Source organism: Burkholderia sp. SIMBA_062 (assembly GCF_046534765.1).
Classification (GTDB): domain Bacteria; phylum Pseudomonadota; class Gammaproteobacteria; order Burkholderiales; family Burkholderiaceae; genus Burkholderia; species Burkholderia ambifaria.
On record NZ_JAWRYD010000016.1, the window covers coordinates 152,911 to 166,454 of the forward strand.

Sequence of the window (13,544 nt, forward strand, 5' to 3'; positions counted from 1 at the left end):
GTGGCGCCGATGGCTGACCGCCCGGCGTCAGGAACAGCGTCCTGACGCGTTGCTGCCGCGTGCCGATTACCAGCGGTAGCCGACGCCCGCGCCGGCGCCGAACGAGCCGTGACCCGACACCGCCGTCGTGACGGAGCCTTTGACGAGCCATTTCGTCGTCGCGACGGACAGGCCGACCGCCATCGCGCTTTGACCGCCGTACGTGCCGCCGCCGAGCGCGACGACCTTTTCGCCAGGCAGCACGGCTTGCGGCAGGTTCGCCATGGCGATCGCGCTCGCCGTGCCCGCATTCGCGTCCTTGCGGTACTTCGACATTTCCTCGCGCACGGAGTTGATCGCACCGTTCAACTGGCGCACGTTCACGCCATCCGTCGGCGCGGTGCCGTCCGCCACGTTGGTCAACTGACGCTCGGCACCGGGCGAACCGATCGACACCGTGTTGTCCCGATCGGCAACCGAATTCGCGCCCAGCGCCACCGCGTTGTTCGCGGTGGCCCGGCTGTTCGTGCCGATGGCGGTCGAGTCCGTGCCGGACACATTCGAGCCCGTGCCGATCGCCGTTCCGTTTGCCGCCGTGACTTTCGAATTCGTGCCGATGGCCGTTCCGTTCGTGGCGGTGACGGTGGAATTGACGCCGACAGCCGTACCGTTGTCGCCCGAGACGTTCGAGCCGTTGCCGACCGCGGTGCCGTTCGTCGCGGTGACCGACGTATTCGTGCCGATCGCGGTGTCCGTCGGGTTCGTCACCGTGCCGCTCGGGACGCTGGACGAGATCTTGCCGACGGTCGTCGTGAGATTGGCCAGGTCCGACGTCAGCGTCGACACCTGATTGGCGATCGAGAAGAGCTGCGAGCCGTTCACCGCATCCGTGCTGGTCGCGCTGATTGCGCCGGCCGCGACGTTGACGATCTGGCGCTCGGCGCCCGCGCTGCCGACGCTGACCACACCCACCGGCGTGCCCGCGAAGCCGCTGTAGGTCACACCGTTGAGCGCCACGCTGTTGACGGTCGTATAGGCGCGCGTGGTCGCGTTCGAGCCCAGTGCGACGGAATTCGCGTCGGCGGCGTTCGCCCCTTCGCCGAGGGCGACCGCATTCACAGCGGAGGCCGTCGCACGGGCAATGGCGACGCTGCCCGTCGCGGATGCCGTGCTGTCGATACCGAGCGCGACCGCATCGCCCGCGCCGGCATTGGCCTGGAAGCCGAGGGCCGTACCGCCCGCTGCAATGCTGCCCTTGCCGACGGCCGTCGAGAACGTCACGGAGGCGCTCGCGCCTTGCCCGACCGCTGTCGACTGGTCGACGGCGAAAGCGCCCTGACCGAAGGCGGACGCCGTGGTGCCGTTCGCGATCGCGCCGTTACCGACCGCCGTGGCCAGGGTGCCGACTGCGCCCGAAGCCGTCCCGATCGCCGTCGCCTGGTCGCCGGTTGCCACGGCGTTTCCGCCGACGGCCGTCGCGAACGTACCGGTCGCGGCAGCCATGCGGCCGATCGCGACGGTCTCGCTATAGGCGCCGGTCGACGAGCCCGAATTCGCGACGGCCGCCGTGCCGATCGCGACGTTGTCGCAGCCGGTTGCCGCGGCCGGATACGTGCTGCTGCCCGAAATGGCGATGTTGCCGACGCAGCCCGCCGACGTGTCGGTCGACGTGCCGTTCTGCACGTAGTCGGCTCGCGCGGGCGCGGAAGCGGCGAATGCCGCCATGGCTGCGCTGACCGTGATCGCAAGCGCGACCTTCGACTGGCGCGGTGCGCGTTGTACGGAATTTCCCAACCCTCGTTGATGCTTGTTCATTTGTTTTCCTAAGCTCGATGTAAAAATCATGTTGTGGCTTGCATGGTCCCGCTCGCGATATCCCGGTCGCATCGATTCGTTCGTGTCTCTTTCGTGACAGACATCGATCTTTCGATCCGTAAAATGAAAGGCGTACTAACGAAATTGAAAATTCGCCGGGCTGGAGGCGATGGGAACCGGACACGGATTGCGGCTACTTGCTTGCTTCCGTCACGGCTACGTCAAAACTTCGCGAATCCGAAGCTCGGGTCGCGACGACGCATTTTGATGGGTTTGAGTCGCGCACATGTTTGCCGCGGCGGCTGAACGCTATGTTTCGGCAGACATTCGTCGGGTGGTGTGCGGGATGAAACGGCGAGCGATCACCCGCGCCGGGCATTACCCGACAGGTAAGCATTCCCGACCGGCGTGCGCCGCCGATTCCGCCGGCTGCCGCCCGGGACGCTCTTCCGCCCCCGCATTTCGTTCCCTGGCGCGCCGCGACGCTGCGTTACCATAGCCTCCGTGCCACTGAGAGGCGGCGCCGGACCCGCGACCACAACGCTCGGGCCGGACGCCGTGCACATTCACAACAAGGCAGTCCAGGGGAATCCAACAATGAAAAAACTCGCCGTCCGCGTCGCCTGCGTGGCGATGCTCGCGTTCGCCGCCACCAGCGGCCACGCGCAAACCGAAGCCGCGCAGGTCGAAATGAGGGCCGCCGCCGCGGCCGCCAACAAGGCCGTCGTCAGCGGCCCGGCCGATATCGACGTCAAGCACGAAGCCGTGCTGAAGCTGAAGGCGGGCGAATCGTTCGTGCCGGCTGCCGAAGCCGGCCGCTACCTGCGCTCGATGGGCAATTCGGTCGACGAATCGAAGCTGGTCGGGCTCGTGCTGCCCGAGGGTGCGGACGCCGACTGGCTTTCTGTCGTGTCGTTCGAGCCGAGCGGCTACATCCGCGACGACGACGCGAAGGACTGGAAACCCGACGAATTGCTGAAGAGCCTGCAGGCCGGCACCGAGAAAGGCAACCCGGCGCGCAAGGAGCGCGGGTTGCCCGAAAACGAGGTGGTCGGCTGGGCGAAGGCGCCGGCATACGACGCGGCCACGCACCGCCTCGTGTGGTCCGCGATCATCCGCCACAAGGGCGCGAACGCGGAGAACGAAGGCGTGAACTACCGGACGCTCGTGCTCGGCCGCGACGGCTACCTGTCGCTGACGATGGTGTCGAGGCTCGCCGATCTGCCGACGTACAAGGCCTCGGCCGACGACCTGCTCGCGAACATCCGCTTCAACGACGGCAAGCGCTACGCCGATTTCAACAAGTCGACCGACCACGTCGCCGAGTACGGTCTCGCGGCGCTGATCGTCGGCGTCGGCGCGAAGAAGCTCGGCCTGCTCGCGCTGATCGGCGCGTTCGCGGTGAAGTTCTTCAAGATCGGCGCGATTGCGCTGCTGGCGGGCGGGGCGGCGCTGAAGCGCTTCTTCGGCCGCAAGCCGAAGGCAGCCGCGGTACCGGTCATCGCCGATGCGTCCGGCGCGCCGCAGACGGAGCGCAAGGAATGACGAAACTGCTGCTGCTGATCTTTGGCGGCCTGAAGCTCGGCAAGGTGCTCATGTCGGCGGGCACCATGCTCGCGTCGATCGCGGTCTACGCGCTGTTCTACGGCTGGCGCTTCGCGGCCGGCTTCGTCGTGCTGCTGTTCGTGCACGAAGCCGGCCACTACCTGGCCGCGCAGCGGCGCGGGCTCGACGTCGGGCTGCCGACGTTCATCCCGTTCGTCGGCGCGTGGATCCAGTTGAAGGAGATGCCGCACGATGCCGAAACCGAGGCGTACGTCGGGCTGGCCGGGCCGTTCGTCGGCACGCTTGGCGCGCTGGCCTGCTACGCGGCCGCGCGCCACTACGACAGCAACCTGCTGCTCGCGCTGTCGTACACGGGCTTCTTCCTGAACCTGTTCAACATGATTCCGCTGTCGCCGTTCGACGGCGGGCGCATCACCGCGGTGTTGTCGCCGCGCATCTGGTTCGCGGGCGTGCCCGTGCTGATCGCGCTGTTCGTGTACCGGCCGAGCCCGCTCCTGATCGTGATGGCGATCCTCGCGCTGCCGCAGTTGAGGCGCGCGTGGCGCTACGATCCCGCCGCGCCGGAGAACCGCGCGTACTACGCGACGTCGATCGAGACGAAGATGACCTACGCGCTCTGCTACATCGGCCTGGTCGCGTTTCTCGCGCTGATGACGTCCGGCGTGCACGACATGCTGCGCGTCGTGCATTCGGCGGCCTGACGCAAAAAACGGCGGCAGCGTTGCACGCGGCCGCCGTCACCTTCCTTCCATTCCCGCCGCAGCTCACGCGTCGCGATGACGCAGCTCGACCCGCTTGATGTCCTTCACGATCACCAGATAGCTGAACACCGTGACGAGCGCGTTCAACCCGACGAACACGAGTGCGCCGTTGAACGAGCCGCTCGCGCCGACCAGGTAGCCGATCGCGATCGGCGCGACGATGCCGGCCGTGTTGCCGAACATGTTGAACAGGCTGCCCGACAGCCCGATCGCTTCCTTCGGCGCGGTATCCGCGACGACGGCCCAACCCAGCGAGCCGATTCCCTTGCCGAAGAACGACACGGCCATCAGCACGATCACGAGCACTTCGCTGTCGACGTAGTTGCAGCCGATGATGACCATCGACAGCAGCATTCCGCTGACGATCGGGATCTTGCGCGCGAGCGTCAGCGACACGCCGCGACGGATCAGCAGGTCCGACAGCATCCCGCCGAGCACACCGCCGAGGAACCCGCAGATCGCCGGCAGCGACGTCATGAAGCCGGCTTTCAGCAGCGACATCCCGCGCGCCTGCACGAGGTAGATCGGGAACCACGTGAGGAAGAAGTACGTGAGCACGTTCACGCAGTATTGGCCGAGATAGACGCCGAGCAGCATCCGGTTCGACAGCAGCTGGCGCACGTAGTACCAGCCCGCGACACGGCTGCCTTCGGACGCCATGCCGCTACCGCGCGCCGCGCTGGGCCGCGCCGTCGAGCGCACAAGGCCGCCGCCCTGCTCGATATGCTCGAGTTCCGCGCGGTTCACCGCCGGATGGTCGACCGGGTCCTTCATCACGCGCAGCCACAGGAACGCGAGCGCGATACCGGCGAGGCCCAGCCACACGTACACGTGGTGCCAGCCGTACGCATGCGTGAGCCACGCCATCAGCGGCGAGAACACCACCGCCGCGAAATACTGCGCGGCGTTGAAGATGGCCGACGCCGTGCCGCGCTCGGCGGTCGGGAACCAGCTCGCGACGACCTTCGCGTTCGCGGGAAACGCGGGCGCCTCGGCGATGCCGACCGCGAAGCGCATCACGAACAGCGCGGTCACTGCGAACGCGGCGCTGCCGCCGAGGCCGATCGTGCTTTGCAGCAGCGTGAACGCGGACCACAGGAAGATGCTCGTCGCATACACGCGGCGCGCGCCGAAGCGGTCGAGCAGCCAACCGCTCGGCAACTGCGCGAGCACGTACGCCCAGCTGAACGCCGAGAAGATGTAGCCCATCGTCACCGGATCGATGCCGAAGGCCTTGCGGATCGGCGTGCCGGTGATCGACAGCGTCGCGCGGTCCGCGTAATTGAGCGTCGTGACGACGAACAGCATCGCCAGGATCCAGTAGCGCACGGCGGTCCGGCGCGCGCTGCCGGCGAATTCGATCGGAAGATCGCGAGAGGTGGTCTGATTGTTGGGCACGTTAATGTACGTCGTCGTATGACATGACCGGGAGTTTATGAGCAACGCTGTCGCGCAGAAACCTCGGGTTTTCCCTTTGCCGGTTGACGCGAAAGAGGTCAGAAAATCGTGCTTAAGCTGAGTGGATAAGGATTTGACGCACGCGGCGCCACTGCCGATACTCGATGTAAATATCGAAATGCCGTCGGCAGACATCATATCTGTTGAGCTACAATGAGCGAATCATTCCCGAACCACGGAGCACACCCCATGCAATTGACTGGAGAGATGCTGATCGGCGCCGAAGCGGTGGCCGGCTCGGCCGGTACCTTGCACGCGTTCGACCCGTCGAAGGGCGCGCCGATCGACGCGCCGGCATTCGGCGTCGCGACGCAGGCCGACGTCGAGCGCGCGTGCGAGCTCGCGCGCGACGCCTTCGACGCGTACCGCGCACAGCCGCTTGCAGCCCGCGCGGCGTTTCTCGAAACGATCGCCGACGAAATCGTCGCGCTCGGCGACGCGCTGATCGAACGCGCGCACGCCGAAACGGGGCTGCCCGTCGCACGGCTGCAGGGCGAGCGCGGCCGCACCGTCGGGCAGCTCCGCTTGTTCGCGCGCGTCGTGCGCGACGGGCGCTTCCTCGCCGCGTCGATCGATCCCGCGCAGCCCGAGCGCACGCCGCTGCCGCGTTCGGATCTGCGGCTGCAGAAGGTCGGGCTTGGGCCCGTCGTCGTGTTCGGCGCGAGCAACTTCCCGCTCGCGTTCTCCGTGGCCGGCGGCGATACCGCGTCGGCACTGGCGGCCGGCTGCCCGGTGATCGTGAAGGCCCATGAGGCGCACCTCGGCACGTCCGAGCTGGTCGGTCGCGCGATCCGCGCGGCGGTGGCGAAATGCGGGATGCCGGCCGGCGTGTTCTCGCTGCTGATCGGCCCGGGCCGCGTGACCGGCGCGGCGCTCGTCAGTCATCCGGCGATCCAGGCCGTCGGCTTCACCGGGTCGCGGCAGGGCGGCATGGCGCTCGTGCAGCTCGCGAACGCGCGTCCGCAGCCGATTCCCGTCTATGCGGAAATGAGCAGCATCAACCCGGTCGTGCTGTTCCCGGCCGCGCTGGCCGCGCGCGGCGACGCGATCGCGACCGGCTTCGTCGATTCGCTGACGCTCGGGGTCGGCCAGTTCTGTACGAACCCAGGCCTCGTGCTGGCGGTCGACGGCCCCGATCTCGACCGCTTCGAGTCGGTCGCCGCGCAGGCGCTCGCGAAGAAGCCGGCCGGCGTGATGCTCACGCGCGGCATCGCGGACGCGTATCGCAACGGTCGCGGCAAGCTGGCCGAACTGCCGGGCGTGCGTGAAATCGGCGCGGGCGAGACGGCGCAGACCGAATGCCAGGCAGGCGGCGCGCTGTACGAAGTCGCCGCGCAGGCGTTCCTCGCGGAGCCGGCATTCAGCCATGAGGTGTTCGGGCCGGCATCGCTGATCGTGCGCTGCCGCGATCTCGACGAAGTCGCGCACGTGCTCGACGCGCTGGAGGGCCAACTGACGGCCACGCTGCAGATGGACGCCGACGACAAGCCGCTCGCGCGCCGGCTGCTGCCGATCCTTGAACGCAAGGCCGGGCGTCTGCTCGTCAACGGCTATCCGACCGGCGTCGAGGTGTGCGACGCGATGGTGCACGGCGGGCCGTTCCCGGCGACGTCGAATCCGGCCGTCACGTCGGTCGGCGCGACCGCGATCGAGCGTTTCCTGCGGCCCGTGTGCTACCAGGACTTCCCGGACGATCTGCTGCCCGAAGGGCTGCGGGAAAGCAATCCGCTCGCGATTCCGCGGCTGCGGGACGGGAAGGCGGAGTGAGGGTGCTGAACGACTGAAGGCCGCGTCCCGGGAGGGGCGCGTTCCGGCACGTTGAAAGATGGCGGCGGACGGTGCCCACGGGCGCGTCCGCCGTTTTCATTTGTGGCGGGCATTTATGGCGGGGTTTCGTGCCGCCGGTCGCGCGATCAATGACCGGGGCGGGCGACGAGTTGCAGGCGCTCGGCTGCGGCCAGCAGGCGCCGGTCGCGCGTCTACAGCTTGCTGCCGCCGGTCAGTCTGACCGAGGCAAGCAGATGAGCGTCGACGTAACCGATGCCGAGCCCGTGAAGCGGTACGACGTCGATCATGCGCTGGACTTCGTCGTCGGTCGCGGGGGTAGCGGCGGGAAGGTCGCGCAGCGCCTCTAGTACCGATCTGGCGATCGCGCATGCTGCAGAGCGCAAGCTCGCCGATGATGAACGGATGAATCAACACGCGTTCCGCTTCCAGCAAGGTGGTGAGCGTTGCGTCACCGGCCCGCAGATGGTCGATCCACACTGAAGTGTCGACAAGAATCATGCGGGCTCCGACGGGCGGCGTGGAACGGATTCAAGATCGGGCTCGGTGCCGCCGAGGCGGGCCAGTCGTCGGGCGCTTTCGCGCGCGATCAAAGCGCGCAGCGCTTCTCTCACCAGCGCCGACTTCTCGGTGACGCCGGTTAATTGTTGCGCTTTGGCGAGCAGTGCGTCGTCGAGGGACAAGGTGGTGCGCATGAACGGCTCCCGAGTAAGTCGATGCATCGATCATCGCATCAAATGATGCTCGCGATGATGTGTCGCCCTGACGAGCTGGACACCACCTTCCGCGTCGCCCGAATTTCTCCTACAGTAGCGAGGCCTCGGGCCGCCCGGCCCGCTGGCGAGCCTGAGAGACCGACACAAGACCAACAAGGAACCATCCGATGAACATCAGCAAGCGCGGCGACCACCTGTTCGCCGCCGGACTGTGGAAGGCGATCGGCGACGTCGCGCATTCCGTGCGCAGCCGCATCGGCCAGTACAGCGAAGGGCGCGTGCTCGCGAACGCGCTGCTGGAATTCCAGCGCGACCTGGGCGGCAGCGAATTCGACGTGACCCTCAACCAGGGGCGGCCCGTGACCGGCTCCGATGCGCATTCGCTCATGTTCGGCCTCGCCGTGCGCCGTTTCAGGCAGGACATGGAAGCGCTGGTGTTCGCGCTCGAGCAGCGCCGCGGCATCGACGAACGCGACCCGAACCTGCGTACCGACGCGCTGATGCAGGCCAACAGCGCGCTCCTCACCGCGAAGCAGTCGGCGACGATCACGGTCGGCCGGTTCTTCGATGCGGTCGTCGACCGCGACGTGCTGGGGCAGATTCTCGGCGGCGAGTCGAACGCACGCGTGCGTTCGGGCGCGCAGGAACAGATCGAGACAACCCGGATCAAGCTCGGCAACGTGCGGCACCGGATCATCGGCGTCATCGCGCAGATGTGACGGCACGCATTCGCGCCGCGCTGCAGCGCATTGCTGCCGCTGCAAACGACCGCGGCCGGCAAGAGCCGGCCGCGACGCAAAACTGACGACAAGCCGGCCGCGGTGCCGCTGAGCGCACCGCGCCGGCCGTCCCCGCTTACTGCGGGCCCATCTTCTTGATCAGCACGTCCAGTTCGGCGACTTCGGCGTCGTTGAGGTCGACGAGCGGCGCGCGCACCGGGCCCGCGTCGTGGCCGACGAGCTTCGCGCCCGCCTTCACGATGCTGACCGCATAGCCCGCGCGACGGTTGCGGATCTGCAGGTACGGCAGGAAGAACTCGTCGATCAGGCGGCCGACCGTTGCGTGGTCGTCCTTCGCGATCGCTTCGTAGAATTCCATCGCCGTCTTCGGGATGAAGTTGAACACGGCCGACGAGTACACCGGCACGCCGAGCGCCTTGTACGCGGCTGCGTAGACTTCGGCCGTCGGCAGGCCGCCGAGGTACGCGAAGCGGTCGCCGAGGCGGCGGCGGATCGTCACCATGCTCTCGATTTCGCCGACGCCGTCCTTGAAGCCGATCAGGTTCGGGCAACGATCGGCGAGGCGCTCGAGCATGTCGGCGTTCAGCTTCGAATTCGCGCGGTTGTACACCACGACGCCGACCTTCAGCGCGCGGCACACCTGCTCGACGTGTTCGGCGATGCCTTCCTGGCTGGCTTCGGTCAGGTAGTGCGGCATCAGCAGCACGCCGCTCGCGCCGAGGCGCTCGGCTTCCTGCGCATATTCGATCGCGACGCGCGTCGCGCCGCCGGCGCCGGCGAGAATCGGCACCTTGCCCTTGCAGGTTTCCGTCGCGACGCGAATCACGTCCGAATACTCGCGCTGCGTGAGCGAGAAGAATTCACCGGTGCCGCCGGCCGCGAACAGCGCGGTCGCGCCGTACGGCGCCAGCCATTCCAGGCGCTCCGCATAGGTGGTCGCGCGGAAGCTGCCGTCTGCGTCGAAGTCCGTCAGCGGAAACGACAGCAGGCCGTGGGAGATGATCTGTTTGAGTTCTTGCGGTGAAGTCATGGTTGGGTCGTCCGTCTAGCGCGAGTGCGGGTTTGTCGGGCACGGCATCCGAGCCGTATTGGCGATGTCGTTGTATGTCATCGTACAACGCGGGAAGAGGTGACGCAAGCGGTTTGCTGGCGGGCGGGGGTTAGGGTCTTTCCGGATAAGGGTTTACTCAGCATCCTGGTTGGTGTTGAATGTCGTATGATGACTAACGATTTGACCGGTAGCCTCCAGGAATTCCGATGACTGCTTCCCCTCTCTACATCCGCGTGCACCCGGACGACAACGTCGCGATCGTCGTCAACGACGGCGGCCTGCCCGAGGGCGCGACGTTCGCCGACGGCCTGACGCTGCGCGAAGGCGTGCCGCAAGGGCACAAGGTCGCGCTGGCCGACCTCGCGGCCGGCGACCCGATCGTCCGCTACAACGTCGTGATCGGCTACGCGCTCACGGAGTTGCGCCGCGGCAGCTGGGTCAACGAGCGCACGATGCGCATGCCCGAGCCGCCGGGGCTCGACGACCTGCCGCTCGCCACGCGTGCCGCGCCGCCACTGGCGCCGCTCGACGGCTATACGTTCGAGGGCTTCCGCAATGCCGACGGCTCGGTCGGCACGCGCAACATCCTGGCGATCACGACGACCGTGCAGTGCGTGTCCGGCGTCGTCGAGCATGCGGTGAAGCGGATCAAGGAAGAACTGCTGCCGCGCTACCCGAACGTCGACGACGTGGTCGGGCTCGAGCACACGTACGGCTGCGGCGTCGCGATCGACGCGCCCGACGCCGACATTCCGATCCGCACGCTGCGCAACATCAGCCTGAACCCCAACTTCGGCGGCGAGGTGATGACGGTGAGCCTCGGCTGCGAGAAGCTGCAGCCCGAGCGGCTGCTGCCGCCCGGCGCGATTCCGGTGACGGCCGACGGCGCAGCCGGCAACGGCGGCGTCGTGTGCCTGCAGGACGCCGCGCACGTCGGCTTCAACTCGATGATCGACTCGATCATGAAGATGGCCGAATCGCACCTGGAACGGCTGAACCGCCGTCGCCGCGAAACCTGCCCGGCGTCGGATCTCGTCGTCGGCGTGCAGTGCGGCGGCAGCGACGCGTTCTCGGGGCTGACCGCGAACCCGGCGGTCGGTTTCGCGGCCGACCTGCTGGTGCGTGCCGGCGCGACGATCATGTTCTCGGAAGTGACCGAAGTGCGCGACGGCGTCGCGCAACTCACGTCGCGCGCCGCGAACGAGGACGTCGCCCGCGAGATCATCCGCGAGATGGACTGGTACGACCGCTACCTGCAGCGCGGCCGCGTCGACCGCAGCGCGAACACGACACCCGGCAACAAGAAGGGCGGCCTGTCGAACATCGTCGAGAAGGCGATGGGCTCGATCGTGAAGTCGGGCAGCGCGCCGATCGCCGGCGTCGTGCGTCCCGGCGATCGTGCCCGGCAAAAGGGGCTGCTGTACGCGGCGACGCCCGCGAGCGACTTCATCTGCGGCACGCTGCAGCTCGCGGCGGGGATGAACCTGCACATTTTCACGACCGGCCGCGGCACGCCGTACGGCCTCGCGCAGGTGCCGGTGATCAAGGTCGCGACGCGCAGCGATCTCGCGCGCCGCTGGCACGACCTGATGGATCTCGACGCGGGGCAGATCGCGACCGGCGCGGCGTCGATCGAGGACGTGGGCTGGGAGCTGTTCCGGCTGATGCTCGACGTCGCGAGCGGCAAGCGCCGCACGTGGGCCGAGCAATGGAAGCTCGCGAATGCGCTGACGCTGTTCAATCCGGCGCCGGTGACCTGAAGCGCGGTTGCGACGGCTGACGATGCGGGCGCCTTCGGGCGCCCGTTTTCGTGGCGGCGACGGGTGCGCTACGCGTCGTCGTTCGGCAGGTCGAACAACGCATGCGCGTACTCGACGCGGCCGAAATGATGTTTCCACAGCCGCACGCCGAGCTCGCCGCTGCGATCGAGCGACGATCCGGTCGTGAGATCCGCGAGCAGCGTCGGGTGCAGGCCCGCATCGAACAGCGCGAAGCCGGCCGCGAGCACGCACGTGTCGGTCTGGATGCCGCAGACGAGCACGCGTTCCGGCGCGAGCGCGCGCAAGTGCTCGACGGCTTCGACGGGCAGCCCGTAGCCGTGCTTGACGAACACGCGATCGGCGGCGATCAGGCTGTCGTCGTCGCGGGACGGGCGCCAGCCGAGCTGCCGCTCGAACGGCACGCGCGCTTCGTCGTGACGCTCGACCGTCGCGACGCTCGGCAGGCGCCCGACGAGCGCGCGCACGCGGGTGACGAGCCATTCGGGCGGCGCGAACGTCGGCTGGATGTCGACGATCAGGAGGGCTTGCTGCATGGCGGATGACGTCCGGAGTACCAGGCAGGCCGATTCTAGCGCGTGCGTCGGCGGCGCGATTTCCTTGCCTCGAACGTAATCGACCGCCCGCGCATGCCCGGCGGCGTCCCGGATCGGGTAACGTTATGCGGTTCGTTCCTGATCCCGGAGACTTGCCGACATGCTGAAGAATCTCGATCCGCTGCTGCACGCCGACATCCTGCACGCGCTGCGCGCGATGGGCCACGGAGATGAAGTGGCGATCTGCGATGCGAATTTCCCGGCGGAATCCGTCGCCGAGCACACCGTGGTCGGCCGCGCGCTGCGCATCGACGGCGCCGATTCGGCGCGCGTCGCGCGCGCGGTGCTGTCCGTGCTGCCGCTCGACACGTTCGTCGACACCCCGGCGTGGCGGATGGAAGTCGTCGGCGATCCGGCCGCGGTGCCGCCCGTGCAGCGCGAGGTGCAGGCCGAGATCGATCGCGCGGAAGGGCGCGCGGTGCCGCTCGCGGGCATCGACCGTTTCGCGTTCTACGAGCGCGCGCAGCAGGCCTATGCGGTGATCGTCACTGGCGAGCTGCGCGGCTACGGCTGCTTTCTGTTCAAGAAAGGCGTGCTGCTGAGCGACGCTGCTTAGGGCCGGTTCGCTTTATTTGGGGCAACGCCGGACGCCGTTTTTCGTCGCGCCGCCGGGACTGCGCCGCCGCCGCGGTGTAAAGATTTGCTACAACCTTTTTCTTGGACGCCGCGGAAAGACCCTCTATGCTGGCCCATTTGCCGCGGGCCCCGCAGGCCACGGGCCACGCGGCCCCGAACCGCATGGGTGTGCCCCGTGCGGACGGCCGAATTGCATACGAGGAGAGAGGCATGACGCGTTCCGTCGATTCCGGCGTCATTTTTTTCGCGCGCCTGGCGCTGGCGGCGTTGTTCTTGTGGGGCGGCGTGATGAAGCTGCTCGGCTACAGCGAGTTCATCGGCTATCTGCACGCGCTGAACGTGCCCTATCCGCAGGTGATGGGCCCGGTCGTCGTCACGATCGAAGCGCTCGGCGGCCTGCTGCTGATCGTGGGCTACAAGGTGCGGCCGCTCGCGTTGCTGCTGGCGTTCTATACGATCGCGACCGCGATGGTCGGGCACAATTTCTGGGACGCGACCGACGCAGCGGTCCAGCACGACATGGTGATCCACTTCTGGAAGAACGTCGCGATCGCCGGGGGGTTCCTGCTGCTGTTCGTGACCGGCGCCGGCGGCGCGAGCATCGACGCGCTGCGCCGGCCGAGTTCGTCGTACGGCGCGTTGCGCTGAGTCGAGCTGAACCGGGCAACGGCACGCACGTCGTCGCACTGAAGCAAAACAGAAGGGCCGAATCCCGCACGCCGC

Annotated in this window: 12 protein-coding genes and 1 pseudogene; 7 read left to right on the plus strand and 6 right to left on the minus strand. The window is 67.6% G+C overall.

The features are described from left to right. Positions 1-66 precede the first annotated feature (66 nt). Entirely contained in the window at positions 67-1,794 is a 1,728-nt protein-coding gene (locus SB786_RS19370) for a YadA family autotransporter adhesin (RefSeq protein ID WP_410728855.1), read from the minus strand. Positions 1,795-2,391: 597 nt separating this feature from the next. Here SB786_RS19370 and SB786_RS19375 point away from each other — a divergent pair. Both SB786_RS19375 and SB786_RS19380 read left to right on the plus strand, forming a co-directional pair. Further along, complete coding sequence (locus SB786_RS19375; protein ID WP_410728856.1) at positions 2,392-3,339, plus strand: DUF2167 domain-containing protein; 948 nt, start codon at positions 2,392-2,394, stop codon at positions 3,337-3,339. Further along, positions 3,336-4,061, plus strand: a complete 726-nt coding sequence (locus SB786_RS19380; protein WP_410728857.1) for a site-2 protease family protein — start codon at positions 3,336-3,338, stop codon at positions 4,059-4,061. Before SB786_RS19375 ends, SB786_RS19380 begins: the two co-directional genes overlap by 4 nt. A 63-nt stretch (positions 4,062-4,124) precedes the next feature. Here the strand turns inward: SB786_RS19380 and SB786_RS19385 are convergent, their stop codons facing one another. Next, positions 4,125-5,519, minus strand: coding sequence for an MFS transporter (locus tag SB786_RS19385; RefSeq protein ID WP_410728858.1), 1,395 nt, complete (start codon positions 5,517-5,519; stop codon positions 4,125-4,127). Positions 5,520-5,768: 249 nt separating this feature from the next. On the opposite strand from SB786_RS19385, the gene SB786_RS19390 reads away from it, so the two are divergent. Further along, a complete protein-coding gene (locus tag SB786_RS19390; protein WP_410728859.1) occupies positions 5,769-7,346 on the plus strand; it encodes an aldehyde dehydrogenase (NADP(+)) in 1,578 nt (525 codons plus the stop codon). A gap of 146 nt (positions 7,347-7,492) precedes the next feature. Here the strand turns inward: SB786_RS19390 and SB786_RS19395 are convergent. Both SB786_RS19395 and SB786_RS19400 read right to left on the minus strand, forming a co-directional pair. Further along, positions 7,493-7,865: pseudogene (locus tag SB786_RS19395) on the minus strand (type II toxin-antitoxin system VapC family toxin). Continuing rightward, entirely contained in the window at positions 7,862-8,059 is a 198-nt protein-coding gene (locus tag SB786_RS19400; RefSeq protein ID WP_006752328.1) for a type II toxin-antitoxin system VapB family antitoxin, read from the minus strand. The pseudogene SB786_RS19395 and the gene SB786_RS19400 overlap by 4 nt, the downstream one beginning before the upstream one ends. 188 nt (positions 8,060-8,247) lie before the next feature. Between SB786_RS19400 and SB786_RS19405 the strand changes: the two genes are divergently transcribed. Further along, positions 8,248-8,799, plus strand: a complete 552-nt coding sequence (locus SB786_RS19405) for a hypothetical protein (RefSeq protein ID WP_410728860.1) — start codon at positions 8,248-8,250, stop codon at positions 8,797-8,799. A gap of 136 nt (positions 8,800-8,935) precedes the next feature. Here SB786_RS19405 and kdgD read toward each other — a convergent pair whose 3' ends face one another. After that, complete coding sequence (kdgD, locus tag SB786_RS19410; protein WP_410728861.1) at positions 8,936-9,850, minus strand: 5-dehydro-4-deoxyglucarate dehydratase; 915 nt, start codon at positions 9,848-9,850, stop codon at positions 8,936-8,938. A 227-nt stretch (positions 9,851-10,077) separates the two neighbouring features. On the opposite strand from kdgD, the gene garD reads away from it, so the two are divergent. Then, the gene (garD, locus tag SB786_RS19415; RefSeq protein ID WP_410728862.1) at positions 10,078-11,631 is read left to right on the plus strand and encodes a galactarate dehydratase; all 1,554 of its coding nucleotides are present in this window, start codon (positions 10,078-10,080) and stop codon (positions 11,629-11,631) included. Between the two features lie 68 nt (positions 11,632-11,699). On the opposite strand, the gene SB786_RS19420 is transcribed toward garD, so the two are convergent. Continuing rightward, complete coding sequence (locus SB786_RS19420; protein WP_410728863.1) at positions 11,700-12,185, minus strand: cysteine hydrolase family protein; 486 nt, start codon at positions 12,183-12,185, stop codon at positions 11,700-11,702. 160 nt (positions 12,186-12,345) lie between these two features. On the opposite strand from SB786_RS19420, the gene SB786_RS19425 reads away from it, so the two are divergent. Both SB786_RS19425 and SB786_RS19430 read left to right on the plus strand, forming a co-directional pair. Then, the gene (locus SB786_RS19425; protein ID WP_006752322.1) at positions 12,346-12,801 is read left to right on the plus strand and encodes an RbsD/FucU family protein; all 456 of its coding nucleotides are present in this window, start codon (positions 12,346-12,348) and stop codon (positions 12,799-12,801) included. Positions 12,802-13,031: 230 nt separating this feature from the next. Continuing rightward, positions 13,032-13,469, plus strand: coding sequence for a DoxX family protein (locus tag SB786_RS19430; RefSeq protein ID WP_410728864.1), 438 nt, complete (start codon positions 13,032-13,034; stop codon positions 13,467-13,469). The last annotated feature ends 75 nt before the right edge of the window (positions 13,470-13,544 follow it).

What these genes read in the sequence shown, in the direction of transcription:
- SB786_RS19370 (WP_410728855.1), bottom strand. Translation starts at nt 1,794, where the DNA reads ATGAACAAGCATCAACGAGGGTTGGGAAATTCCGTACAACGCGCACCG.
- SB786_RS19420 (WP_410728863.1), bottom strand. Translation starts at nt 12,185, where the DNA reads ATGCAGCAAGCCCTCCTGATCGTCGACATCCAGCCGACGTTCGCGCCG.
- kdgD (WP_410728861.1), bottom strand. Translation starts at nt 9,850, where the DNA reads ATGACTTCACCGCAAGAACTCAAACAGATCATCTCCCACGGCCTGCTG.
- SB786_RS19390 (WP_410728859.1), top strand. Translation starts at nt 5,769, where the DNA reads ATGCAATTGACTGGAGAGATGCTGATCGGCGCCGAAGCGGTGGCCGGC.
- SB786_RS19405 (WP_410728860.1), top strand. Translation starts at nt 8,248, where the DNA reads ATGAACATCAGCAAGCGCGGCGACCACCTGTTCGCCGCCGGACTGTGG.
- SB786_RS19430 (WP_410728864.1), top strand. Translation starts at nt 13,032, where the DNA reads ATGACGCGTTCCGTCGATTCCGGCGTCATTTTTTTCGCGCGCCTGGCG.
- SB786_RS19375 (WP_410728856.1), top strand. Translation starts at nt 2,392, where the DNA reads ATGAAAAAACTCGCCGTCCGCGTCGCCTGCGTGGCGATGCTCGCGTTC.
- SB786_RS19425 (WP_006752322.1), top strand. Translation starts at nt 12,346, where the DNA reads ATGCTGAAGAATCTCGATCCGCTGCTGCACGCCGACATCCTGCACGCG.
- garD (WP_410728862.1), top strand. Translation starts at nt 10,078, where the DNA reads ATGACTGCTTCCCCTCTCTACATCCGCGTGCACCCGGACGACAACGTC.
- SB786_RS19380 (WP_410728857.1), top strand. Translation starts at nt 3,336, where the DNA reads ATGACGAAACTGCTGCTGCTGATCTTTGGCGGCCTGAAGCTCGGCAAG.
- SB786_RS19400 (WP_006752328.1), bottom strand. Translation starts at nt 8,059, where the DNA reads ATGCGCACCACCTTGTCCCTCGACGACGCACTGCTCGCCAAAGCGCAA.